We start from the raw sequence: 25,683 nt of genomic DNA, 5'->3' as shown, positions 1-25,683 counted from the left end.
TTTCATAGTTGATATTTTCATTATTTTGTTTTCAGTTACCATTCGTTGTCTTCGTATTCTTCATTATCGTTAGGCAATTGTTCTTCTATAGAATAATTAGGTTTGGCAAAATGAGTTCCGCCTGGGTTACCAGGGTTATTGCCATCAGCTGGGGATCCTGCTAACAATGTGCTTTCCATCATAGTATAAATTACCTTAACCGTTGGAATTACATACTTTTTTTTTCATAAGTTGCTACATATATTATAAAAATAAAACATTTATTGCCGTTCTAAACAGGCACTTCTTGAACGAAACATTTGCGTTAGTAACGAATGGCATCGATACTTCGACCATGCCTCAAGACCATTGGTACGTGATAGGAGGTCTTGTTTTAGGCTATGTGTTAATGAATGTTCTGTTGCCGTATCAGATAATCGGGGACAAAGGTACGTATCTTTATAAATAACAGGTATAACAAAATATGTCAATAAATTATTGTTTTGTATCAATCTACTTGATACGATGTTTTTATACTTTTAAATTGAAAATAAAACACCCTTGGTATGTAATGATTCAATTAGTGTTTACAAGTGAAGTATAAATAAAATACATAAAACGAGCAATTTTAAGCAAAAAGCGGTTAATATTTGCAAATTAATAGTTTGTAAGGTTAATATGATTTAAAAATGGAACTATATGATATGATATTTCATTAATTTTACATAATCATATATATTTTAATAAGCCTATGCAAGTATATTATTTGAACAAGCATTTGATGTGCGAGCATTATCAGTGCAACAGCCCTACGGGCTTTAGGGTTGTCAAAGAAAAGCAGGGTGTTACAACGCATACAAACCCTTCGCGCACGGCCATGATATTTTTGTTAAAGGGAGAAATGCGCGTTTCGGGTAAGCGTTTTCCTGCGTTCACCGCACGCAGCAACGCTATGTTTCCGATGCCTGCAGGTACAGACAATATGATCTGTTTTGCGGAGGACTCTATAGCGTTGGTACTTTATTTCATTGATAGCAAATTTAGGTTTTGTGGCAGTATTCTTAGTGATGAGATGATAAAGAATGCGCCCGAGCGAGACGATTGGTTATTCCCTTTGGACATGAACAAGCCTGTTCGAGTGTGGGCTCGCCAAATGGCTGATTATGTATTGGATGGTTTGCTTTGTTGCGATATTCAGTTGATCAAGCAGCGTGAGTTCACAGCTATCTTACAAGCGTATTATCCTCCGGATGTACTTGTGAATTTTTTGGGCCCAATGTTTGGGGTGGATTTGTCGTTTCAAGAAATCATCATGGGTATGGTGGAAACCTATCCCACTATTGACGAGATGGCCGACAAGGTGTGCATGAGTCGTCCAACGTTCATACGCCACTTCAAAAAATGTTTTGGAGATACACCCAAGGCTTGGATAAGCAGGGTGAAAGGCGAGGCGCTGTTCAAGGAGTTGCACAACACTAAATACACCATGGATGAGATAGCTAAGAAGTTTAGATTTTCTTCGGTGCAGCGTATGTCCCTATTCTGCAAAGAAACGCTTGGGGGGACGCCGCTTGAAATAAGAAATGGAGAGGTTACGCCAGAGCACGCCATGTAATGGTAAAACATGGACATGAGCGAAAGGTCAGCGTTGCAATTTTTTTGGGCTATTTACTAAGACAATATCATATACTATAAAATTATTGGCACTCAAAACATTGACCATGGTCACAAATAGACTTATGGTCGTGTAATTAAGACGTGTTTCGTTGCGACTGTCAGACGTTGCCGATGGATTGTCACGTCATAATTAATTCGTCAAGGAATATGTGATGCAATCGATTGCATTGTTTTTTAGGAGGTTTTGTTATGGGCTAAAGATAAGCAAGTGAATATTTTGCTATCTTTGAAACAAAATAAGCCTAAAGACTATGAACTTAAATTTTAATGTGGACTACCAAACCAAGTTTGGTGAGGAAATCATCTTGAATGTGGTTTGCGACAATGTCGTGAAAAAATATCGGATGAATACTGTGGACGGCATGCGGTGGACGCACCATTGCGTGCATGCCGATGAGCATGCGATGCTCCAATATTTTTACAGCGTGGAGTATGACGGCACGACAGAAAAAAACGAGTGGACCACGATGCCCCATAGGGTAGAGCTGAACGCCAAGCGGGGTACCACCTATTATATATATGACCGATGGTCTGACATTCCAGAAGACTCATATCTTTATAGCTCTGCGCTGGCCGATTGTATCAATCGCCGTGACCGTGGGGCTCTCCTCGATACGGACTTCGCCCAGACGGTGCGCGTCGTGGTGCGGGCACCACAACTGAGAGCGGGCGAGCGGTTGGCCATTATAGGCGACAATGAGTCTTTGGGTAAATGGACGGCCAAAAAGGCTATCAAGCTCACCGAACACAACGTGAACGAGTGGGCGGTAGATTTGGATAGGCGTGCGCTTGGGGATAACCATTTGGAGTTTAAGTTTGTGGCTTTGGATAGTGATGGAGATGTGACCCCACTTTGGGAGTGTGGGCTTAACCGCTCGATAGACCTGCCCGACATGCGCGATGGCGACGTGGTGGTGTATCATTTGGACCAAGCTTTTTTCCCGATCTATAACGAAAAGTTGGCTGGCACGCTCGTACCCGTGTTCTCGTTGCGCTCCAAGAGTAGTTTCGGCGTGGGAGATTTCGGCGATTTGCGCAAGATGGTAGACTATGTGGAGCGGAGTGGCCAGCACGTGTTGCAGATACTGCCCATCAACGACACCACCACCACCCATACATGGACAGATTCTTACCCCTACAGTTGCATCAGTGTTTTCGCGCTGCATCCGCAGTATGTGGACCTCAACCAGTTGCCTCAACTCAAAGACGGCAAGACGCGTAGTGATTATGCAGCGCTGCGCGAACAGCTCAATCAGCTGCCCCAAATAGACTACGAGCGAGTGAACAACGCCAAGATAGAATACCTGAGATTGCTTTATGCGCAGGAGGGAAAGTCTATGATGGGCACGGCGGAGTTTAGGGATTTTTTCACAGATACCGAGCAGTGGCTTGTGCCCTACGCGCAATATTCCACCCTACGCGACCTTTATGGCACGGCCGATTTCAGCAAATGGCCAGACCACAACACGTGGGACGAGGCAGAACGAAAAGCCCTCTCCAACCCACGCAAGAAGGAGTACAAGGATGTGGCGTTTTGGTATTTCGTGCAATACGTGCTAAGCGCTCAGCTCAAACAGGTGCACACCTATGCTCTTGAACGCCATGTGGTGCTCAAAGGCGACATCCCTATTGGCGTGAGCCGATATGGCTGTGACGTGTGGATGGAACCTAAATATTTCAACCTTAATGGCCAGGCGGGCGCCCCACCAGACGCATTCTCGGTGAATGGACAGAACTGGGGCTTCCCCACCTACAACTGGACAGAAATGCTCAAGGACGGATGCCAGTGGTGGGTGCGCCGTTTTCAGAATATGGCCAAGTATTTCGACGCTTATCGCATAGACCACGTGCTCGGCTTCTTCCGCATTTGGCAGATACCCATCAACGCCGTGCATGGCTTGCTCGGCCATTTCCAGCCAGCCCTTGGCATGTCGAGAGAGGAGATTGAGGGATATGGCTTGCGTTTTGACGAGCGTCAGTTCTGCGACCCATTCATCGCCGATTGGATTATTGACAGAATGTTCGGGGAACGCGCCGCAGAGGTGAAAGACAAATATCTCGTACACCAGCACGACGATATTTGGGCCATGAAACCCGAGTATGACACCCAGCGCAAGGTGCGAGAGGCTTTCGGCGATGTGACCGACGAGCGTGAACTGAACTTGCGAGACGGCTTGTACGCACTCATATCCAATGTGCTTTTTGTGCGCGACAGCAACGATAAAAACAAATTTCATCCACGTATTTCCGCCCAGTTCGATTTCACGTACGAGGCGCTTTACGACCACGACAAAGCGGCATTCAACCGTCTTTATAACGATTATTACTATCGTCGCAACAACCATTTCTGGTACAGCGAGGCCATGAAAAAGTTGCCAAGGCTTGTTGAGAGCACTCGCATGCTGGTGTGTGCCGAGGATCTTGGCATGGTGCCCGATTGTGTGTCATGGGTAATTGAGCAGCTTCGCATATTGTCTTTGGAAATTCAATCCATGCCCAAGGACCCGCACGTGCGTTTTGGTCACTTGTCGCGCAACCCATATCGGTCCGTGTGCACGTTTTCCACGCACGACATGGCGACGTTGCGCCAATGGTGGGACGAGGATTATGAACGTACGCAAGATTACTACAACTCCATGCTCTATCGTGGCGGTCCCGCACCCCATCCGCTGCCTGGATGGCTCGCTCGTGACATCGTGGCTCGACAGCTCGCTTCTCCAAGCATGCTATGCGTGCTGAGCTTGCAAGACTGGCTTGCCGTGGACGAGGGCTTGCGCTTGCAAGACGCCGACGCCGAGCGTATCAACATACCAGCCAACCCACGCCACTATTGGCGCTATCGAATGCACCTGAACATTGAGGACCTGATGGCCAACGAGGGCTTTATGGCCAACGTGAAAGAGCTTGTTGCCCAAAGTGGGCGATGAGACGCGATGCGCGACTACCATTCACAAAACATGATTCGGAAACGCTCGTTGTCGTTTGGGGGTGTTTTAATGCTTGAATGATGGATTGCGAATAGATAGCATAAATACTTTTTACACATGAACAGGGAGGCAATATGCCCATCGGCGCACCTCCCTCACTTTTCAATAACAACTATGCGACTAAACATTCTATTGGTATCTTTGCTCTTTTCCGTGTCTGCAATGGCACAGGAGGTAACATCCCCCAATGGCCATATGGCTGTGAAATTCTCGCTCGTGGGCAATGGCGTGCCTACCTATGAGATGACCTACAAGGGCAAAGTTGTGGTGAAGCCATCACGATTGGGTTTGGAACTAATGAAAGACAAGCACGCCTCCAAAGGGCTAAGAGAGACAAACCTAATGGATGGATTTGTGAAAATGGATGCCAAAACGACATCTTTTGATGAAACTTGGAGGCCCGTTTGGGGAGAGACCGCAACCATTCGCAACCACTATAACGAATTGGCCGTCAATCTTTCGCAGCCATCGTCCAAACGAATGATGGTCATTAGGTTCAGGGTTTATGACGATGGCATGGGCCTGCGCTATGAGTTTCCAATGCAAGACAGCCTGACTTATTTTATCATTAAGGAAGAACACACGCAGTTTGCGATGGCCGGAGACCATACGGCTTGGTGGATTCCGGGCGACTATGACACGCAAGAGCAGGAGACACAGGAGAGCAAACTGTCGGAAATCAGGGCTCGCTTCCACGACGCTGTGAACTGGGGAAACTCGTCGGTGGCAGTGTTCTCGCCCACCGGGGTACAGACTTCGTTGCAGATGAAGAGCCAAGACGGCTTGTATATCAATATTCATGAGGCTGCCTGCGTGGACTATTCCACCATGCACCTCAACCTTGATGACAAGACTATGACGTTTGAGAGTTGGCTCACGCCAGACGCATACGGAGCCAAAGGATGCTTGCAGACGCCATGCGTGAGCCCGTGGCGAACGGTGATGGTGAGCGACGACGCACGCGACATGCTGTCGAGCAACATCATACTGAACCTCAACGAGCCATGCAAGATAGAGGATACAAGCTGGATTCACCCCGTAAAATACTGTGGCGTGTGGTGGGAAATGATCGTCGGTAAGAGCTCGTGGAACTACACGGACGAGTTCCCTTCCATCAAACTTGACCAGATAGACTGGTCGAAAGCCAAACCAAACGGACGTCACGCGGCCAACACGGCCAAGGTGAAACGATACATTGATTTCGCCGCCAAAAACGGTCTCGACCAAGTTTTGGTAGAAGGCTGGAACGTAGGATGGGAGGATTGGGCCAACCATTGGAAACAAAATGTATTCGATTTCGTCACCCCTTATCCAGATTTTGACATCAAGGGCCTCAACGATTATGCCCATTCCAAGGGCGTGAAACTCTTGATGCACCATGAGACATCATCGAGTGCCGTAAATTATGAGCGACATTTGAAAAAGGCTTTCAGCCTAATGAACAAGTATAACTATGACGCAGTGAAGACGGGATATGTCGGAGACATCATCCCGAGGGGCGACCACCACTTCTCGCAATCCATGAATGACCACTACATGTATGTGGTCAAAGAGGCCGCCAAGCACCACATCATGGTCAATGCGCACGAGGCAACTCGCCCCACGGGGTTATGTCGCACGTGGCCTAACATGGTGGGCAATGAGAGTGCGAGGGGCGGCGAGTACGAGGCTTTTGGCGGAAACGCTCCCGGCCACACCGTCATCCTGCCTTTTACGCGCCTGCAAGGCGGGCCGATGGACTATACGCCGGGCATCTTCGCAACCAAGCTTTCTGAGTGGAGTGATAACAAAAGCTATGTGCATTCCACCCTCGTGGGGCAGTTGGCGCTATACCTTACCATGTACAGTCCTTTGCAAATGGCCGCCGACTTGCCGGAGCACTACGAGCGTTTTGACGACGCTTTCCAATTCATTAGGGACGTGGCGTGTGACTGGGACGACTCCAAGTACCTTGAGGCGGAGCCCGCCCGGTATATCACCGTGGCCCGCAAAGCCAAGGGAACGGACAATTGGTTCGTGGGAGGAAAGTGCAATGAGAACGGGCATGTCAGTGTGGTAAGGCTTGATTTCTTGGATAAAGGCAAGGCCTATCGGTGCACCATCTATGCCGATGGCAAGACGGCCGACTACGAAACCAACCCGCAAGCCTACACCATCAAGCGCAAGACGGTGAAGCGTGGCGACGTGTTGAAAATAAAACAAGCCCGCGGCGGTGGCTTCGCCATGTCGTTGTTCGCCAAATAACGCGCGCCGAAAGCCCTTTGGTGACGATATAGGATAGATGTAAATGAGGAGGGATGGCGAACCGCCAAGCTCTTCGGGATTGAGCGACAAGCATGGAGGCGATTGCCCCCAAGGAATGAATGAATGTACTTGCGCTGTTTAAAGATAATACCAAAAATATGATACGAGAAATGTTTTTTGCAGGAATCCTCTCGTTTTTGATAGGTCAGCCCATGTGCGCGCAGACTTTCGACGAGATGGTTTATAGTCCGAAATCTACAGTTTTCAACCTTAACGCCCCTACCAGCGCCAAGCGCGTGGAGGTGAAATTGTATGACGATGCGTTGGGGGGCAAACCAATCAAGACGCTGTCGATGAGGCGTGTTGGCAACGATAGATGGAGTAAGTCGGTGAAAGGAGATTGGAGGGGCAAGTTCTACACTTTCGAGATACCATCGCTTGGCAAAGGCGAGACACCCGGAACGTTCGCGAAGGCCGTGGGCGTGAATGGCAAACGTGGGGCCATTATTGATATGAAAGATACCAATCCGGTAGGTTGGGATCGCGATGCAAGGCCTGCGTTGGCGTCGCCAGCCGATCTCGTGATATACGAGATGCACCATCGAGACTTTTCCATCGACTCGTCATCAGGATTGCGTCACAAAGGCAAGTTTTTGGCACTCACGGAGCCACGCGCCATAGAACACCTGCGTATGTTGGGTATCAATGCCGTGCACATCCTGCCATCTTATGATTACGCCTCGGTGGACGAGACTAAGTTGGACCGCCCGCAATACAATTGGGGATACGACCCGCTCAACTACAATGTGCCTGAGGGTTCTTATTCCACCGACCCCTACAACCCCACGACCCGTGTGCGCGAGTTCAAAGAGATGGTACAAGCCTTGCACAAGGCCGGTATCAAAGTTTTCTTGGACGTGGTATACAATCATACTTTCGATATAGACGGCAGCAATTTCCAACGCACTTACCCCGATTATTATTATCGAAAGAATGCAGACGGCACTTATTCTAACGGCTCCGGGTGCGGCAACGAGACAGCCTCTGAGAAGCCCCTGATGCGCCAGTTCATGATCGAGAGCATGAGATATTGGGTCACGGAATATCATATTGATGGTTTCAGGGTGGACCTTATGGGCGTGCACGACATTGAGACGATGAACCTCATACGCAAGGAGATGGACAAGATAGACCCTTCCATATATATATATGGAGAGGGCTGGAGCGCCGGCTCGTGCGCTTACCCGGCAGAGAAGTTGGCGCTCAAGGCCAATATGAGACAGTTGCCACGTATCGGCGCGTTTAGCGACGAGTTGCGCGACGCGCTTCGAGGCCCATTCTCTGATGATAGCAAGGGGGCGTTTCTCGCAGGAATCGCCGGGCAGGAAGAGAGCGTAAAATACGGCATAGCTGGCGCTATAGCCCATCCGCAGGTAGACATGGATAGGGTGAACTATGCCAAGGAGCCGTGGGCGACGGAGCCAACGCAAATGATCAGCTACGTGAGTTGCCATGATGACATGTGCCTTAACGACCGCTTGAGGGCCAGCGTACCAAACCTTACGACCGCGGAGCAAATCAGGCTGAACCTTTTAGCGCAGACGGCGGTCTTCACATCGCAGGGCGTACCTTTCATGTTGAGTGGAGAAGAGATGTTCCGGGACAAGAAGGGGGTGCACAACAGCTATAACGCTCCCGACTCTATCAACCATCTTGACTGGAATAATTTGCGTCGTTACCCACAGGTGTTCGCTTATTACAAGGGGCTTATCGCGCTACGCAAGCAGTTCAAGGCTTTCCGCTTGGGCACCGCGGAGGCAGTTCGGCGCGACTTGTTTTTCTTGCCAACGCAACCTTGCGTGGTGGCCTATCGGGTGCTGGACGAACCTACGCGCAGCTATATCTATGTGCTGCTCAATGCCAATAAGACCGAGCGCAAGGTTCGATTGCCGTATGGCGTGTACGATGTGCTGTGTTATGACGGTGTTATCGACGTGACCGGAACGGAGAAATTGTTTGTTGACGAGGACGCTGATATGGCGATAGTGCCTGCCCAGTCGGCCATGATACTGAAGATAAGAACGACAAATTAATGCGATATGAAAAGAGCGGTATTCTTCTTTTGGCTTTTAATGCAAACGTTTAGCATGAACGCGAAAGTCAAAGTGACGCGCATAGACCCTACCAATTGGTATGTGGGCATGAAAGATCCAAGTTTGCAACTCATGTTCTACGGTGAGGATTTGGACAGCGTGGAGGTCACCACAGACTACCTTGGCGCGCGCGTGGACAGCGTGGTACATCTTCCCAACGCCCATTACCTGCTCGCTTATCTCAATTTGCGCGACGCCCATCCGGGTGTCATGACGCTAAGGCTGACTAAGGGCAATGCCACCAAGAAAGTGCTATACGAGTTGAAACAGCGAGAGATGAGTGGCGAGAAGCGTATGGGATTTACCAATGCCGACGTGTTATACATGCTTATGCCCGACCGTTTCGCAAACGGCAACGGCAAAAACGACCAAGTGAAAGGCATGAACAAGTATGTTTGCGACCGTACAAAGCCAAGCCTGAGGCATGGCGGCGACCTCGAGGGCATACGCCAACACTTGGACTATTTCAACCAACTAGGTGTGACCGCGCTGTGGTTCACGCCTGTGTTGGAGAACAACTCGCCAGACACCAACGGCTTCAGCACCTACCACGGATATGCCACGACAGACTATTACAAGGTGGACCCTCGCTTCGGCACAAACGAGGAGTATCGAAAACTCATCCATGAGGCGCATGAAAAAGGGCTGAAAGTGGTCATGGACATGATTTTCAACCACTGCGGCTTGGAGCATCCTTGGATATCGGAGATGCCCAGCCCGGATTGGTTCAACTGCCCCGAATGGCTTCGCGATGGGCGCGACAGTGGGCGCGACAGCAAAACCGGCATGGCCAATGGCGCCAAGACTAACTCCAAGTACTTGCAAACGAGCTACAAGCTAACGCCCGTTCTCGACCCGTACGCATCCAAGGTAGACATGAGAGAGACTGTGGACGGATGGTTCGTGCCATCCATGCCCGATCTGAACCAGCGCAACCCACACGTGATGAAATATCTCATCCAGAATAGTATCTGGTGGCTAGAGACCGCCGGCATAGATGGCATACGCATGGATACCTACCCATATGCCGACCGCAGGGCTATGGCTCGATGGATGAAAACGATCGATACGGAGTACCCCAATTTCAACACCGTTGGAGAAACTTGGGTCACTGAGCCCGCCTACACGGCCGCTTGGCAGAAGAATTCCAAACTGTCAGATGTGAACAGTTATCTCAAGACGGTGATGGATTTCAGCTTTTTCGATAAGTTGAACAAAGCCAAAAACGAGGAGACGGACGCATGGTGGAGTGGGTATAACCGTATATACAACAGCTTGGTGTATGATTATCTCTACCCCAATCCATCCTCCGTGATGGCCTTTATAGAGAACCACGACACCGATCGCTTCCTTGGCAAGGGCATGGATGTGCCGGCTTTAAAACAGGCGTTGGCCCTGTTGCTCACCATAAACCGCACACCGCAACTGTATTACGGCACCGAAGTGTTGATGAACGGCACCAAAGAGGTGAACGATGGGTATGTGCGCGAGGACTTCCCCGGTGGCTTTCCCGGCGACACTCACAATTGTTTCACGTCGAAGGGCCGCACCAAAGCGGAGAACGACATGTTCTCATGGCTCAGCCGTTTGCTGCATTGGCGCCAAGCCAACAAGGTTATCACCAAGGGCAACCAAACGCAATTCATCCCGTTTCATGGCGTTTACGTCATCGCTCGCCAGTATCAAGGGAGGACGGTGCTTGTCGCGCTCAATGGCAAGAGGGGTGACAATGTCATGTCGGTGAAACGTTACGCCGAGGTAATCGCAAATCACACCACGGCCAAAAACATCCTCACCGGTCAGCAAGTTGACTTGACCAAGGACGTGCCAATGGCAGATCGAGCGGTCATGGTGCTCGAGTTCTAACCGTGGATAGCCGATGGGGGCGGCGTGATATCTACGGACACAAATATTCTTCACAAAGATTTTTATGCCATCAAACAGCTTGACACAAGTTCATGATAGAGTTTTGTTCAAGTTGTTTGATGGTTTTTGTTATCATTGGTGCTATTGCATGCCATACGTATGCACGCTCAAACCGCGCGCAGATGGCAGATAATTCACGCCCCACCAGCACATTTGCAGCAAAACGAAAGCCACCACGACCGTCCATAAGGCTGCTCGATGTCCGTGTGGGTGGTGTTGCCGCAGATGTATGTACACCAAATAGGCCATCCATGTGGCCGCTGCCCAAGTCTCTTTCGGGTCCCAAGCCCAATAATGTCCCCATGCCTCTTTGGCCCAAATGGCACCCATGAGCATACCTATAGTCATGAACGCCAATCCCACGCATACCAAATCGTCGGTTATGGCCATCTCGTTGCCGCATGCGTTAGGCCGTTTCACAAACAGTAAATATATCGCCATGACAAACGCCGCTCCCAATAGCGCATAAGCCATCATGTAGACGATGACGTGCGGAGCAAACCATGGACTTTGCAAGGCAGGCATGAGTGTCTTGGAATGTATCTCGGGTTTTAGAATATTAATGGCTACAAAAACTGTCGCCATGAGCGTTGAGAAACTTAATATCCACTTGTAACGCCAACGGGCGTACACAATAATGCCAGCCAATGGTAAGAAAAAACTGTACCACAGGCGTGTCTCGCCCATCGTGCGCATGGGCGGTCGCTCTAACGAAAGCCACATGAGCACAATGTATGTAAGAAAAATCGCTAAACCAATCGTTGTTGCAACAAAAGCCACGTGGCGTTTTTCTTTCCATGCGGCCCACGCTCCGACAATCCAAAGGAAAACGGCTATCGTGGCGAATAAGATAAAATAGCTCCAGTTCATGTTTTTAACTCCTTTCTGCGTCCAGTCATCAGAAACATGCATACAGCACCGACAAACAACATAAACACCCCTATATATACCACCGGCAGCCATGGGTCTGCCACTAATTCAAACACGCTTAGCGTGCTCCATTTGCCCATCTGCTCGTTGTAGCTGAGCTGATAGATGTCCCATCCTTCCACTGATAGGGGCTTGTTCACGTAGATTTCTGCGTGGAGGTGTTGTCCTTTTTTTGTGAACAGTTCCACGGTGGACGCATAGCGGCGTGGTTCTCGTGGAGGCATCACAAGGATATGCTGATGGTCCAAGACCAAAGATTGAGGCGCAAAGAGATAACTGCCACTACTTATCCACCCTTTTCGGCTCTGTTCACCCTTGGTGGCACTCACGTATAAAGCACTGGCCGTACCTCTCGATTGGCTCTTTACAAATCCGTATCGATTGTGTGCCATGCCTATGTCATCAGCCCTTAGCCGTGCCATCATACCCTCGGGCATCTTTCCTGCCATGGCGTTTAAGATGGCGGGCATGCCGTTTTCGATACGTTTTTCCACCAGAATGCTCCATCCTGACAGGTCGCCACGTACAAACGCCGTGTCTATAAGTAGTTGTGCGGGGTTTTGTCGAGATATGGCTTCGCCTTTAGCATTGGTCATCATCAGCTTGGGCGGATATTCGTCTATGGTGAATTTTTCCAGTTGTATGGCCAAAGGCAATTCGTGCACTCGGTTGTTTGCATCGAGTGCGCGCCATTCTGGTGTGCCTACCTCACAATACATTTTCAATCGTTGCATGTCCGCGCTACCCAATGTGCCACCTGTGAGCACTATGAACAGACCCGCATGGCTCATCAACGAGGGTGCGCGCCGCCATGAAAAGTCAAACAGTCGCATAGTTGTTACCTCGCCCACGATGAGCGTCATCCAAGCATATACCAAGACAAATGGCCAAAATGCGAGCATGCGTGTTATGCCGATAGCATCTGATGGTGCCTGCTCCTCGGGCACTTGCTTGGTGAGTCCCATCACCGCGGTGAGCAGTGCGGCAACGGCGATGGCGGGGACGGCGGCACTCGTGGTGGTCATAAATCGAAAAAAATATACGTGCCTACGCGCGCTCCATATCGCTATAAGCGTGGCTACAAGCGCAGCAAGCGTGATGATATTGGCTGGCCAAGCAAACACTTGCCACTCCAACGGGCCAATGGTCAACTGCAAAAGCAAGCCCGTGGCAAGTAATCCTGCAACGATGGCGGTGCCCTCTCTCAGAGTATAAGGTTTATTCCACATGAATAGATCGGGTTTGACAAAGCCGCTTTCCATCTTTGCCATCATGGTTTGGTGTAGGTGGCGAGGGTGGTAGCGGCTTGGTCTTTATCGCACGCGAACCTTTATAATAAAGTGTGCGTGCATCTCTCTTACATTGGTTTCATTTCAAAACGCTTGTTGTGGCGCGCTTGTTCTATCCATCGCGGCACCACTTGGTCTATGAACTGTCGCTTTTGCGCTCTCAGTTTTGGCATGTCAAGCCCCACATATCGAGCAGCTTTTGCACGTGTGGAGATGTCGGGCAGTGGTATGGGCTTGGTATATCCGTGGCGTGCCACCACGCGAGCTATCTGTAGGCGAGCGTCTTTGGCGTATGTCATGGCGTCGGCCAATAGGCGCATCACTTCTTGTGGCGCATGGAATGCGGATCCATGCCCAGCCATTGCATAGTCCCACCGCCATTGGCTCTTGCGTATATCATCGAGCACCTTGGCCATCTCGCTCTCTGTGGCACCTTTGTCCCATGCGAATTTGGCCTCTATGTGCGCGTAGGCCAACTCCTTGTCCAACTTGCCGCAAAAGTCGTACACCTTCTTTTGACGGTCGTATACGTTCTGCCTCAGTGTCTCGGCATCTTGTCTATGGCAGGTTTGGCAGGTACGGTCGATATTGGCTAATGGGCTGGTGATGTGATGATCGGTATATTTCACGCCACCCTCAGAGCGGTAAGGCATGTGACAATCGGCGCAGGATACGCCGCGCTGTCCATGTATGCCCTGTTTGTAGATCTCATAACCGGGATGCTGTGCTTTTAGTATGCGCGCTTTGGAGAGTGGGTGTATGTAGTCGTAGAACCCGATACTATCATAAAACGCCTCGGCATCCTCACACGTCAGGCCCTTGTCTTGTGGGAAGCGCAGGTAGTTATGGTTGTCTTTTTCAAAATAGTACTCTGTGTGGCACTGTGCGCATACCAAGCTTCTCATCTCTTGGTGTGAAGCTTTGCGTGCGTTCTTGCCAGCGTTGGCCCATGCTTCATAGAGGGCTGGGCGGGCCGGGCGAATATCCATAGTGCGAGCGTCATGGCAGTCAGAGCATCCAACGGTGTTCATGACCTCGGCTCCGTAGTCGCTCCATTGGCCGGCGTAGAATGTGCCCACACCTTTCTCGCGCATCAGCCGTGGCACGTCAGGTCCTTTGCAAGTCCAGCAGGTGGCGGGTTGCAGGTCGGTGGCTCCATTGATGCCCGGACTGCCAGTGCGTAGTATCTTGCGCAGGTCGTCGAGACAATGGCGGTGACCCCGTGGCGTATTATATTCGCGCGAGAAGGCGTAGCCGTCCCAAATGACGACAAGCTCTGGATGCGCTTCGAGCACGTCCTCTTCTTGAGAACCGTTGTATAGGCTTTTGAAAGTGGTGTCTTCGGTCATTGCCCACGTCTCATATTCACGCGGGAAGTCCTTGGCAAACTTCTCGTTTTGTGCCACGATAGAGTCGGTCATGGGTGTGCGGCGGTTGTTGAACACGCTTGCTACCTCTGCCCTGCGCTCCAAAAGCGATGAGCATATCAGCCCAAGGATGAAGACCACGGTCATGGCACAGAAAAAGAGTAGCCATCCTTGCCATTTTTTCAATTGTTTTTCCATGATGAATGTCGTTTATGTTTTTCTCGTTTACATGCCTTTGGGGCTACGCAGGTTAGGCACAGCCTCATGCCCAGTGAGCTTTTGTAGCCATTGCGGCACTGGGCTGGCGGGCAATGGTTCCACGTACTCCGCGCCCGGTGTGGCTGATAAAGAGTTCATGCCACCATGTGGCACGTCTCGGTGACAGTCCCAGCAGGCTTGCCCTTCGCCACGCTTAGCCAACATGTAGTTGATTCGCCCAGTCTTAACAAACTCTTGGTTGAGCTGGCTATGACAACGTATACAGTTGTCCATGATGACGGTGGCAGAGGGAGTTTCGGCTTCGATGGTTTGGCTCTCGCTATGCGTCACGAAGTAGGCCACGTGCTTCATGCCGTCTACGCCTTTGAACATATAGTGCGACAAGATGTTGTCGTTAGGCACGTGGCAGTCGTTGCACGTGGCGTCACGCCCATGAGACGAATGGCTCCATGTGGCGTAATAGGGCGACATGATGTGACAGTTGATACATGCCGCAGGGTCGTCTCCAGCTATATAGGTATGCATTCGGAGCAGATACATGAACAAAAGCACTAACCCTACGATGATGCCTGTGACAGCGACAAGTGCCACTTTCTGCCTGTAGGTAAAAGAACTCGTTAGTCGTTTCCAACTGTTCGAGAACCATGCTTTTAGCTTCTGGATGTACATAGGCTTGTAGTTAGCGATATTGCAAATATATAAAGAAAAACAATAATCAATGTCAATATTTCAGAAAAATATCCTCATTAATGAGGAATATTCATAATGTGTGGTATGAAAGACATATTGGTGCATGTTTGACGATTAGCGAAGGTAATGACAATTTATGGTAAGCGTGTGTGGTTGGGCTAACAATCAAACGTTATCATGATTATTGAAAAAAACTGACAATAGGGCTTTTAAAAATCGTTTATTTCCAAATGAATGACATCTTGCACGCAAATACGCCCAAAATGAGAGTTTTCAGTATCGCTTTATATATCAGAATGTTGCAGATTTAAAATTGCTATTGCCTCTAAAAAGTTTTCTGACAGCTTTGCCATTAAGCCTTATTCATGATGTGAATAGGTGCTAATGGTAACGTGAAAGCGTTTGAAACGCGTTGCGATGAGGTGCTAAACAACTTGCGAATGAGTGCTATTCGCGATGCGTCGATAAAAAAATGATTGGGAAAATCAATTTCTTTCTTCCTAAAATGCTATTTTAGTCGCTAAATCAATTGTTCTAACACCCCCTGTTTTTGTGATTTTATTTTGACATCGTTGACCGCTTAAAAGCATTGATATGCCACACGTTTGCTATCGCCACATGCAGGTAACGGCCTGTGCACGGCTCAACCTCGTGGCCCAATTACCTGTTGTTTGTATATAAATCACATCATTGCGCTCAATAATTGGCTGTTTAGCGAATTTGTTTTACCTTTGTAATATGCCAATCTTTAGCGTATATACGAAGCGTGTAAGCATCATAGTCATTGTCATAATGATGATGGTAGGTGTAAACGTCAAGGCGGCGTTTGTGGATAACTACAACGTGTCTCAACTTGGCATGGGCAATGGATAGCCCACCAATTATGTGGACGACATCTACGAGGATGACATGGAATGATAAAATAATATGTTTCTGCCAGACACCTGATGGAACTATTAGGATAGGCAGCAATGGTTATGGACTCATGGGGTGACGGCAATGACTTAGCAACGCACTCATGGTAGCTGCTGTGAGAGCTATTGTTTGGACGGCTGATGGATGGCCAATTGTGCTGCCTGAACGTTACGGAGCCGTGCCACCAAAGAGCGTATCAGAGTCTGAGCTGGTCGGAACGTGGCAGCATATAAACTCTGTTTATCGCTATCAACAGCAGCAAGCGTCGACCGATATAATACTTGGTGCTGACCACAAGGTAATCTCTGGATGGGGAGCAGACTCTGTATGGAGCTTCGACTCTATTGCGTTCCCTATACAACAAGTTAGCAGAATGTAAAAAAACAAGAGCTATTTTTGCGTCTTTTGAAATGCTCTTTGTAGATCGCTAAAATGAGAATTATGGCTGTCTGTTTCTTCTTTTCTGTCTCATTTTTATTGCGTCGTTTTGTGATTGATACTCGTTCGCATTCTGATTTAGCCTTAAACGCAGGTTGTTTGGGTTTCAATCGAGACGTGTTTAAGGTGTAATTGTGCGGCGATTGGTGCTTAAAGGCAGGCGCTCAAGAAAACTTACGAGATGTGAAAAATAAAAAACCACCCCAAGATGTTGGTTGATAGGCGAATATGAAAAGTGCTCAAAATTGGCGTATTTGCGAGCAAATGCCTTGCCGTTTGCAAATACGCCAATAATGAGCGTGTCTTTGTGAATTTTTTTCAAAGGCTTTTTATGACTTAAAAGCCTTTGGGTAGTCTCAAAGAATGAACCGTATTAATAATCTGTGTTGTTCGGGTCGAAGTTGGTCCAACCGTTCAACCAGTTGTCGCCCACGTTGAAAGCGCCAATGTAAGGCACTTGCGTGAAGAAACTATCAAGGTTTGTAAACATGGCGGCTGTGAGCAGCGCGCTACCCGATGTGGGCATATAGCCATTGGCTTGCATGCCGAGGTCATTGATGTTGGGTAGCACCTTGTTGCCACTCTGCTTGACAAACCATGTGCTGGAGAAGCTCTTTTTGCTCTCGTCGTAGATGGGTTTGCTCTTTTCATTATAACCCGTCACGAGCACATCTTTCTTGCCTTTGTTGTCGTCCACGCCTGTGAGGTCCATGCCTGCAAACCATACGTTGTTCACGTGCAGGTCGCCTTTGGTGGCGGCCCCTTGCGTGTCACCCTTCTGATTGTCGAGGATGATGCCTACAGGATAGCCCAATGCCACGGAGTTGTAGCAGTTGAGGCGTGAGTTGCGGCGTATCTGCATGGCGCTTTGGAACAATCCAAGGGCTGCGCCATTCATAGGATTCATATTGCCACCAGTGATGTAATTCTGTGTGTTTTGAAATTGGTTGTCCAATTTGGGGCCTACGAAAGTGATGTTGGAGAATGTGGCTTTGGTGTAGGGAGACACGGCTCCGCCACCAGCCTCGTTGTCGCTCTCAAAACCGTTGCTCAAGGAAGTGTCGGCGATTTTGGAGTCTCTTACGACTAATCCGAATTGCACTTTGCCAGAATAGCCGTTGTCTGTGTCAAAGTCGTCATCCCAACCGTGGTAGGCTATGAGATACTTGGCGTTGACCATACCGCCAAACCACTCGTAGGAATCGTCGTTGCTGTATGACACTTGGATGTGATCTAATTTGGTTCCTGAACCAACAGAGCCCAATGTGAGGCCATTTATTTCCTTGTCTTTCATAAATGGGTAGCCTGCGAACTCTATGCGCACGTAGCTCAACACGCCAGAGTTGTCGGTGTTGTCATTGCCACCGTGCTTGGTGCGGGGCCCACCCTCAATCTGCATTTCCTTTTGGTTGTTCTGCGCTTTGCCGCAGAGAATGATACCGCCCCAATCGCCGGGCTTGCGGTTTCCTTTGGCTTGGGCAGATGTAAAAACGATTGGCGCTGATGCGGTACCTTGGGCAAACAGCTTGCCGCCACGCTCCACGATGAGGGCAGCCTTGCTGGCTTTGTCACCCTTGATGATGGTACCCGGTTCTATGGTTAGCTCTGCGCCATCGGCTACGTATACCCATCCTTTAAGCATATAGGTGCCTTTTTTCAGTGTTTGCTTGCCGGTGAATACAAATTCGTCATTACCATTGCCAATCTCTCGGCCCGCGGCATCCTCCTTGCCGTTGTTAAACAGGATACCAGTGCATGCCTTCAGGCCGCCGTCAGTGGTCCAAGTGTAGCCTGTGTTAACCTCAGGTTTTACTTTTTCGTCTTCGTCAGAGCTGCAAGAGGCAAAGCCTGTTGCCAGCGTTAGGACGCATAAGCATCCGTACATCATGTTCTTGTTCATAAAAGTTTGATGTTTGTTAAACATGTAAAAGAATATATTTTCTAAATTGTATAGTCGTTTTCGATTTATAATTTATACATCACGGATAGGCCGATGTTGCGTCCGGGGCGATATTGCCGCACGATCTCGTCTACCTTTTTGTTCTCGCCACTTGGCATTTTCACTTCGGCGAACTGTTTGAAGTTTACTTTTTCAGTAAGCAAGTCACGTATATTTAATTTTATTTCCCAATGTTTCCCAATTTTTTTGGAGGCAGAAATGTCTATCACATTGCGTGGCATCTCGTATGAGTCAGGTATACGTGCGTTGTCGTCTCCGGCCGATTCGCTTGAACCTTCAGAGCGTCCCACGCCGATGATGCGTTTTCCTATGCGATTGTAGAGCAGTGCGATGTTGAGTTTGAAAGGCTCGTTGCGATAAAAAACACCCGTGTTGATGAGGTAAGGCGACTGTCCCTGCATGGGCCGGTCGTGCTCCATGGAGCCGGCTGGAAAGGTCACACTGCTGTGGATGAGGGCGCCGTTGAACGACCAGCTGAAATTGGTCAATCCGATAAACGACAAATCCTTGCGTATATCCAATTCCAATCCGTAATTGTTTGCGCTCTGGGCGTTTTTGTAAGAGTAGATAAGGTCTGTGCCACCAGCCACCGTGTATGTCCACTCGATGGGCGAATCGAAATGTTTGTAGAATGCGGCCAATGAAATTTGCTCACCTCGCGATGGGTAGAACTCATATCGCAAGTCCAGGTTGTCCACCCTGCAAGTGTTTAGCTCGGTATTACCCTGCACGTTAGAGGCCAAGTCGAAGTCGTAGAATACCGATGAGGATATCTCGCGAAACTCGGGCCTGTTGATGGTGCGGCCGTAGCTGGCGCGTAGCTGATGTTGGTCGTTGAATTTGTAAGTGGCGTTGACTGATGGAAAGAGGTCGTCGTTGCGGTAATGCCTTGACGACTCGCTTCGCTCTATGTCGCGCATGTTGGAGATGAGCTCCATGTCGTTATGTTCAAAGCGGACACCGGCCAGGACGCTCAGTTTGCCAAAGGGGAGGAATGCGGTGAGATATCCTGCGCCGAGTGTGTTGTGTCCGCTGTAATTGTTTCGCCAGCGCACTTGCTCCAAGACGTCCAAGCCTCCGTCGCCCAAATAGGTCTTGTTGGATAGCAGTGTGGGCACGTCCATCTGTCTAAATCCGTCGGGCAGGTGGTTGTTTGCGGCATCCCAGTTGTAGATAAACTCGCGTGCTTGGTACTTGCGTGTGCGATATTCGCCATAGGCCCCGTATTTAAAGTTGGGCTTCCAATCTCCAAATTTGAGGTCTATCTTGTCATTGACATTGGCCGAGACAATATGTTCGTCAAGCTGTGTCCACTCGCACGATATGTCATTGCCTGTGGTGAGGGCTATTTGACCGCTGTTGATAGCGTCGTCTACGAGATAGCGTCTGCGATCGGGGAGGTTTCTGTTAGCGTATGCATAACCCACACTCCAGTCTAAAAGATTGTTCTTGAAGGTGTGTTTACCCGTTAATTGGCCATTGTATACGGCTCGGCTACGATAGTAATACTCGGCTGAGTTTTCCAGATTGGCTTGGGCCGAGACGCCCTCGCGCCAAGTGTATCGCTGGTTGGTGAGGTAATTGAAAATATTTTTCAGTTGAAATTTATGGTTGCCAGACGGTGAGAAGAATGTCAGATTGAGCATGCTACCGAGGCGACGGTTATTATTGTACTGGTTGTCGGTGGAGTGGCGCAAGTAGTTGCTGTGATCGTTGGCCACATCGTACACGCCGAAGAGATTGTTTTTCATCTCGTCGTAGGTACGATATTCGTTGGAGTAGTTTGCCGCGGCGATAAGTCCCAATCTGTAGTCTGCTATCTTCCAGCGATAGCTGCCGTTCATGCCGAGTTTTAAATCTCCGTACACTTTTTGATCTTTCACTATCCAGTCATTGTTAAATCCACCCGTGAGCAAGGAGTTACCAATGGATGAGAGAGCTGTGGTTGACTTGTTGAAAGAAGAGAAATTGCCCAATGAGGCGTCGTTCCAATTGCCTCCTATGGTGAGGGCCAATGAGTTGGAGGCGGGAATTTCCTTAGTGTTGATGATGATAAAGCCGCTAGTATAATCAGCGGGATAGTCGGCGGAAGGCGTCTTTACGATAGTAAGATTGTCAATTTGCTGACTTGGAATGATGTCGAAAGAGAACGCGCGGCTGTCAGCTTCGCTGCTCGGCACGGCGCCACCGTTCATCCAGACATTGTTGTAGCGTTGTGAAAGCCCTCGCACCATGACAAATTTGTCGTCTATAAGGCTCACTCCCGGTACTCGCCTGATGACCTCGCCGGCATTGGAATCTTGTGTTTTTTCTATTTCTTGGGCCGACACATTGCTCAGTATGACATCGCTATTTTTTACCTGTTGCACCGCCGCTGTCTCAGTGTTTTTGCGCTCCAGGGCCACGATGGATACCTCCCCTAACTGCTTTTCGTCGGGCTCCATGCGTATTTTTAAACCTTCTTCTGTAGCAATAGGTTTGCCCGGGACATGTTCCAAAGTAAAACTTTTGTACCCCACATAGGTCACAGTGAGTGTATATTGCTTACTGGGCTGTAGCCCGTCTATCTTAAACTTACCGTCTACATCTGTTATAGCTTTGTAGTCTGTGCCTTTCACGCTGACCATGGCACCTATCAGCGGTTCGTCATTTTTGGCATCTGTGACTGTGCCCACTATTGTTTGGGCCAAGCCCTGAATTGCAGCGATCAGCAGTATGGCCGCAATCGCTATTCCCCTTTTGCAATTTTTCATTGTCTTCTATTATCTATTATGCGATGCAAAGTTACTTGTGGGATGTTACATAGAGGTTACACGGTTTTGACGATATGTTCACAAGACGTTTACATCATTGATACAAAGTGGTTTCAATCATGTTAAGACAGTGCCACTATCGTGTGTAAACAGATGTAAAGGCCCCATCGTTAACATCAACGCTAACGGTGGGGCCAATCACCTATGAAAAATATTAAAGACTATATTTTGTATGCAAGTGTATATCTATTATTATTTATGTCTTCGCGTAACCTCGTGCAACACTTTGCCATGCTTGTCTATCATGCGTAAAACGAGTGCGTCTTTGGAGGCGGACACAATGGAGAACCCAGGCTCTCCACTGCAAAACATCGTTCCCTCCACGGCTTTCACGTAGGGTCTGGAAAGTGAGGCGGAGCTGTTGATGATATAGTCTATGTTGGAGTCTTGGTGCCTGATGTGCTGAAAATTGTGAATGTGTCCACAGAGATACATGTCTACATTGTGGCGTTTCAATATTGTGTTCACATGGCTCTGCATGTCCAACCGCTCGCTTTTGCTCTTTCCTGTTTCGGCGTATATGGGATGATGGCCCATCACGATGACCCAATCTTCACGCTCAACGGTTAGTACAGAGTCGAGCCATTGCATTTGCTGGTTGCAGTCTTGTAAGCTGGCGTCGGGGTATTTTAGATAGGCATTGCGATATTTTGAGATTATCGGTGTGGTGTCTATCCATACCAATCGTAGAGTCATGCCATGATTTTCGAACACCTTTGTGTAGTATCGAGCGGGCATCATCCAGCGTCTACTCTTGTGGCTATACTCCATGCAGGCAGTGGTGTTGCCTCTGTATTCATGATTGCCCAGCAAGGGAAACCAGTCTAACATAAGCTCTGGGTGACTGTATATCTGCTCGAAATTGGTCATCCATAACGGGTCGTCAACACTTGCCACGCCATTGAAGTGGTGTACATCGCCCAATGCTGCCACAAATTTTGGGTTCACACCCTTTTGGCTCATCTGTCCCATCAGCTCGGCGATAGGTTTTTGATCGTAGTAGCCGTTACGTCCAAGGTCGTTGCAAACAATGAAGTTTAATTTGCCTTTAAAGATAGAATAGTCGGTTATCTGTGCTCTGGTAAGGAGCACAGATAATATAGTAAGGATTAAAACGAATGTTTTTCTCATAGTTCTCAAGTTTAAAAATCCAAATGTTTAGGCTTTTTGTCACAAGGAAATCTTGATGCCAGCGTTCAACTTCACGCCGTAGTATTCTGATTGCATGGTGCGATCTTTGGTACCTTGATAATATCGCAGTGGTTGGTTCAGCAAGTTTGTGGCGTTGGCGTATACCGTGAATTTGGAGCGTTTGCCCCATGTGTATGATGCATTGATATCAAGATAATTCACGCTATCGTAGTAACGGTCAAGTTCAGCTACGGTTCCTAACTCGTCGATGAAGCTTGATGCTGTGTTCCAACTCAGCCTTATGTTTGTGCCGTTTTGCTCGAAATAGAGCGAGGCGTTGGCTGTATGCTGCGGACTTCCGGTCATTTTGATGTTCTTGGCATCGTCCATCGCACGATGTTCAAACTTGTGGTTGAGCGTGTTGCTGTGCGTATAGGTGTAGGTTCCGTAGAAGCCAAGGCACTTTAAAACGGGTGTGATGAAGCTGAAATCGCGCTCATAGGCCACCTCAACACCGAACAGGCGTGCGTCGTAGGCATTGATAGGCTTGGTTATTTCGTACTTGGGTGTCTCGCCGTCTTCGGTCAACAGTCCGTTGGGAATGTTGGGGTCGGTGCTCGATTTCCACACCTCGTCCACAATAACATTATTTAATCGCTTGTAGAATACTCCCAAACTTACTAATCCAATGCTCTTGAAATAATAGTCGGTTGATAGGTCGAGGTTATACGATGTGGTAGCTTTCAAGTTAGGATTGCCCATAGACGCTTCCTCGTCGGCCACCGTATAGCTTACGCTTGGCACCAACCACGAATATTTGGGGCGGCTCAATGTCTCGGTGAACGAGGCTCGTACGTTCCAGTCGTTCATAGGTGTGTATTTGAAAAGCACGCTTGGCAGCCAGTTCACATAATTGTTTTTTTTGTCTCCTGTAGGTATCAACTTGCCATTTTCATCCTTGGCATTGTCCACCACCCAGTTGAAACCGCTGTAATTTAAGTTGGTATATTCCATACGAAGACCAGCTGTAAGGTCCATCTTTTCACCCAGACGCTGATCAAATCTAATATATGCAGCGGTTACCTTTTCTGTGGCATGATAGTTTCCTGCAGCCTTTGAGTTCAGCTCATTGCCCTCAAGTGAGGCAAAGTTGAAAGAGCCGAGATAGTGATTTGCGATAAAAGGCGTACCTTCAGGATAGTTCTTTCCTGCCATGAAACCGTTGCGGATGTGCGGAGATAGATATTTTTTCCACTCATCATTATTGACTTTTTTGTATGCGTCAATATAGTCTAAACAGTGAATGGCTTTGTCTTTCTCTTTGGAAGTGAACTTTGCTCCGATTTTCATTTTGGTGCCATAAAGTCCTGTAGAGAGAGGCAGCGTAAAATTAAGGCGCCCTTTCCATTCGTTCTCATAAATCTCTTGGTTAGAATTGGTCAACTCGTCTATGCTCCATTTGTAATCGTCTATTGATGAGATAACTGCCGAAGGATAGGGTTGCCTACCACCATTGTCCACAAAATCGATCCCTTTTAAAAAGTCCTCGTTAGCCTTGGCCTTCCCTTTCATCACCACACCCATGTAGCGTTCGTTAGGTCTATCCTCTGTAGCGCGGCTGTAAGAACCGGCCCAATCCACCTTTAAGTTGCCGAAATAGTGTTCGCCGTCAAGCATGAAATCCATGGTTTGTTGTAGTTCCAAGCGTCTATTCTTGTTGTTATCACTACCTGCTTTGGTCTGCAACACCAAACTGCGTTTGCTTGATTTTTCACTTATTTTCTTGTATGTTAGTCTGAATCGGTTTTCCCAATCGTTACGTCGGTTATACATTGCACGAAATCTTATCTTGTGATCAGCGTTGAATTTGTAGTCGGTTGAGAAAGTATAGCTTTGACGTTGGCGCGTCACATAATATTGTCTAATCTCCGCTTTGTTCAAGAAAACCTTATTATTGTCGTCCACGTCATAGGTGAACTCTGTGTTGTCAGAGCCTCCGGGGTTGTACTGATAAGATGCGGCGAGCATCAAACCAAGCCTGTCATCGAGAAATCTATCGCCCCAAGTGGCGCTCAATTCCTTTTCCATCTTTCTGCTTACCATGTTGTAACCTGTTCCGGCCGAGAAGTTCAGCACTCGTCTGTAAGGCGTGTTCTTGGTCACGAGATTGATGCTTCCACCGATGGCATCACCGTCCATATCAGATGTCACCACCTTGTTTACCTCAATGGTTTGCACCATGTCTGCTGGAATAAGGTCCAACTGTACGTTTCGTGTGCCACCTTCGGCTGAAGGAACGCGATTTCCATTGACCGTCACCGACGAAAGGTCCGCGGCCGTTCCACGCACTTGCCCAAATCGTGCCTCGCCTTGATCATACTGCACGTTGATGCCATTGATGCGCTTCAGGGCATCGCCGATGTTCGAGTCGGGAAATTTTCCCACTTGGTCGGCACTCACCACATTGGTCACACCCATACTGTTTTTCTGCATATTTAGAGCCTTACGCCGGCCGTGCAGGGCACCGTGTACTTTCACTTCGCGCAGATAGGTTCCCTCGCTCATCACAATATTTCTTTCCACGGTGCCCCCACCACTGATCGTCACGGTTGTAGTGACGGGTTTATATCCAACGTAACTTACTGTCACATTGTAAGTTCCTGGTTTGATATTGGTAAGGTTATAAAATCCGTTTTCATCGCTCACCACGCTCGTTTTCAGACTTTTGATGTATACAGTTGCACCGGGTAATATGCCCTCGTCCGCGTCTACAATTCGTCCTCTCACTGTACCTGCGTTGGGCAAACTGGTCACTTCCGCAGCGTTCGCACATAACAAGGCAGCCTGCAACATCAAAACGATTGGTAATTTTTTCATCTGTAATGCATTGTTTTTTAATCTTTTGCAAAATTACGTGGTAAGCGTTACATTTGTTTTGCAATGGTTTGAAAAAGTTGTTACAGTA

The 25,683-nt window shown here is 48.6% G+C and carries 17 protein-coding genes; 7 read left to right on the top strand and 10 right to left on the bottom strand.

From position 1 onward, the window contains the following. Positions 1-35 precede the first annotated feature (35 nt). Positions 36-182, bottom strand: a complete 147-nt coding sequence (locus tag C7379_RS12730; RefSeq protein WP_165815043.1) for a hypothetical protein — start codon at positions 180-182, stop codon at positions 36-38. Between the two features lie 548 nt (positions 183-730). Here C7379_RS12730 and C7379_RS07235 point away from each other — a divergent pair. From C7379_RS07235 to C7379_RS07215, 5 genes are all read left to right on the top strand, one after another. After that, positions 731-1,594: a helix-turn-helix domain-containing protein gene (locus C7379_RS07235; RefSeq protein ID WP_116616686.1), complete on the top strand. Its 864-nt coding sequence runs from the start codon at positions 731-733 to the stop codon at positions 1,592-1,594. Positions 1,595-1,907: 313 nt separating this feature from the next. After that, a complete protein-coding gene (locus C7379_RS07230; protein WP_116616685.1) occupies positions 1,908-4,583 on the top strand; it encodes a 4-alpha-glucanotransferase in 2,676 nt (891 codons plus the stop codon). Between the two features lie 174 nt (positions 4,584-4,757). Continuing rightward, positions 4,758-6,887, top strand: coding sequence for a glycoside hydrolase family 97 protein (locus C7379_RS07225; protein WP_116616684.1), 2,130 nt, complete (start codon positions 4,758-4,760; stop codon positions 6,885-6,887). A 170-nt stretch (positions 6,888-7,057) separates the two neighbouring features. Further along, on the top strand, positions 7,058-8,980 hold the full coding sequence (gene pulA, locus C7379_RS07220) for a type I pullulanase (protein WP_243406744.1): 1,923 nt from the start codon (positions 7,058-7,060) through the stop codon (positions 8,978-8,980). A gap of 6 nt (positions 8,981-8,986) precedes the next feature. Then, positions 8,987-10,906, top strand: coding sequence for a glycoside hydrolase family 13 protein (locus C7379_RS07215; protein WP_116616683.1), 1,920 nt, complete (start codon positions 8,987-8,989; stop codon positions 10,904-10,906). 141 nt (positions 10,907-11,047) lie between these two features. Here the strand turns inward: C7379_RS07215 and ccsA are convergent, their stop codons facing one another. From ccsA to nrfH, 4 genes are all read right to left on the bottom strand, one after another. Continuing rightward, positions 11,048-11,836, bottom strand: coding sequence for a cytochrome c biogenesis protein CcsA (gene ccsA / locus C7379_RS07210; protein ID WP_116616720.1), 789 nt, complete (start codon positions 11,834-11,836; stop codon positions 11,048-11,050). Further along, the gene (locus C7379_RS07205; RefSeq protein ID WP_116616719.1) at positions 11,833-13,125 is read right to left on the bottom strand and encodes a cytochrome c biogenesis ResB family protein; all 1,293 of its coding nucleotides are present in this window, start codon (positions 13,123-13,125) and stop codon (positions 11,833-11,835) included. Before C7379_RS07205 ends, ccsA begins: the two co-directional genes overlap by 4 nt. Positions 13,126-13,253: 128 nt before the next feature. Further along, positions 13,254-14,750, bottom strand: a complete 1,497-nt coding sequence (gene nrfA / locus C7379_RS07200; RefSeq protein ID WP_116616682.1) for an ammonia-forming cytochrome c nitrite reductase — start codon at positions 14,748-14,750, stop codon at positions 13,254-13,256. Positions 14,751-14,777: 27 nt separating this feature from the next. Continuing rightward, positions 14,778-15,440, bottom strand: a complete 663-nt coding sequence (nrfH, locus tag C7379_RS07195) for a cytochrome c nitrite reductase small subunit (protein ID WP_116616681.1) — start codon at positions 15,438-15,440, stop codon at positions 14,778-14,780. A 759-nt stretch (positions 15,441-16,199) separates the two neighbouring features. Here nrfH and C7379_RS13090 point away from each other — a divergent pair. Next, positions 16,200-16,334 (top strand): hypothetical protein, encoded by a 135-nt coding sequence (locus C7379_RS13090; protein ID WP_262500761.1) that lies wholly within the window; start codon positions 16,200-16,202, stop codon positions 16,332-16,334. A 145-nt stretch (positions 16,335-16,479) separates the two neighbouring features. Beyond that, positions 16,480-16,755 (top strand): lipocalin-like domain-containing protein, encoded by a 276-nt coding sequence (locus C7379_RS07190; protein WP_116616680.1) that lies wholly within the window; start codon positions 16,480-16,482, stop codon positions 16,753-16,755. Between the two features lie 180 nt (positions 16,756-16,935). On the opposite strand, the gene C7379_RS07185 is transcribed toward C7379_RS07190, so the two are convergent. The 5 genes from C7379_RS07185 to C7379_RS07165 form a co-directional block, all read right to left on the bottom strand. Further along, entirely contained in the window at positions 16,936-17,136 is a 201-nt protein-coding gene (locus C7379_RS07185; RefSeq protein ID WP_116616679.1) for a hypothetical protein, read from the bottom strand. A gap of 51 nt (positions 17,137-17,187) precedes the next feature. Then, positions 17,188-18,714, bottom strand: a complete 1,527-nt coding sequence (locus C7379_RS07180) for a hypothetical protein (protein ID WP_116616678.1) — start codon at positions 18,712-18,714, stop codon at positions 17,188-17,190. Positions 18,715-18,779: 65 nt separating this feature from the next. Further along, the gene (locus C7379_RS07175) at positions 18,780-21,527 is read right to left on the bottom strand and encodes a TonB-dependent receptor domain-containing protein (RefSeq protein WP_116616677.1); all 2,748 of its coding nucleotides are present in this window, start codon (positions 21,525-21,527) and stop codon (positions 18,780-18,782) included. Between the two features lie 252 nt (positions 21,528-21,779). Further along, a complete protein-coding gene (locus tag C7379_RS07170) occupies positions 21,780-22,718 on the bottom strand; it encodes a metallophosphoesterase (protein WP_116616676.1) in 939 nt (312 codons plus the stop codon). A gap of 39 nt (positions 22,719-22,757) precedes the next feature. Beyond that, on the bottom strand, positions 22,758-25,595 hold the full coding sequence (locus tag C7379_RS07165) for a TonB-dependent receptor (protein WP_116616675.1): 2,838 nt from the start codon (positions 25,593-25,595) through the stop codon (positions 22,758-22,760). Between the last annotated feature and the right edge of the window lie 88 nt (positions 25,596-25,683).

This window comes from Hallella colorans (assembly GCF_003096815.1).
Classification (GTDB): domain Bacteria; phylum Bacteroidota; class Bacteroidia; order Bacteroidales; family Bacteroidaceae; genus Prevotella; species Prevotella colorans.
The sequence above is the reverse complement of the archived record's forward strand: the minus strand, read 5'-3'. Positions and strand labels throughout refer to the sequence as shown.

What these genes read in the sequence shown, in the direction of transcription:
- C7379_RS07180 (WP_116616678.1), bottom strand. Translation starts at nt 18,714, where the DNA reads ATGAACAAGAACATGATGTACGGATGCTTATGCGTCCTAACGCTGGCA.
- pulA (WP_243406744.1), top strand. Translation starts at nt 7,058, where the DNA reads ATGTTTTTTGCAGGAATCCTCTCGTTTTTGATAGGTCAGCCCATGTGC.
- C7379_RS07170 (WP_116616676.1), bottom strand. Translation starts at nt 22,718, where the DNA reads ATGAGAAAAACATTCGTTTTAATCCTTACTATATTATCTGTGCTCCTT.
- C7379_RS07215 (WP_116616683.1), top strand. Translation starts at nt 8,987, where the DNA reads ATGAAAAGAGCGGTATTCTTCTTTTGGCTTTTAATGCAAACGTTTAGC.
- C7379_RS13090 (WP_262500761.1), top strand. Translation starts at nt 16,200, where the DNA reads ATGCCAATCTTTAGCGTATATACGAAGCGTGTAAGCATCATAGTCATT.
- C7379_RS07230 (WP_116616685.1), top strand. Translation starts at nt 1,908, where the DNA reads ATGAACTTAAATTTTAATGTGGACTACCAAACCAAGTTTGGTGAGGAA.
- C7379_RS12730 (WP_165815043.1), bottom strand. Translation starts at nt 182, where the DNA reads ATGATGGAAAGCACATTGTTAGCAGGATCCCCAGCTGATGGCAATAAC.
- nrfH (WP_116616681.1), bottom strand. Translation starts at nt 15,440, where the DNA reads ATGTACATCCAGAAGCTAAAAGCATGGTTCTCGAACAGTTGGAAACGA.
- C7379_RS07235 (WP_116616686.1), top strand. Translation starts at nt 731, where the DNA reads ATGCAAGTATATTATTTGAACAAGCATTTGATGTGCGAGCATTATCAG.
- C7379_RS07190 (WP_116616680.1), top strand. Translation starts at nt 16,480, where the DNA reads ATGGTAGCTGCTGTGAGAGCTATTGTTTGGACGGCTGATGGATGGCCA.
- C7379_RS07165 (WP_116616675.1), bottom strand. Translation starts at nt 25,595, where the DNA reads ATGAAAAAATTACCAATCGTTTTGATGTTGCAGGCTGCCTTGTTATGT.
- C7379_RS07225 (WP_116616684.1), top strand. Translation starts at nt 4,758, where the DNA reads ATGCGACTAAACATTCTATTGGTATCTTTGCTCTTTTCCGTGTCTGCA.
- C7379_RS07205 (WP_116616719.1), bottom strand. Translation starts at nt 13,125, where the DNA reads ATGTGGAATAAACCTTATACTCTGAGAGAGGGCACCGCCATCGTTGCA.
- ccsA (WP_116616720.1), bottom strand. Translation starts at nt 11,836, where the DNA reads ATGAACTGGAGCTATTTTATCTTATTCGCCACGATAGCCGTTTTCCTT.
- nrfA (WP_116616682.1), bottom strand. Translation starts at nt 14,750, where the DNA reads ATGGAAAAACAATTGAAAAAATGGCAAGGATGGCTACTCTTTTTCTGT.
- C7379_RS07175 (WP_116616677.1), bottom strand. Translation starts at nt 21,527, where the DNA reads ATGAAAAATTGCAAAAGGGGAATAGCGATTGCGGCCATACTGCTGATC.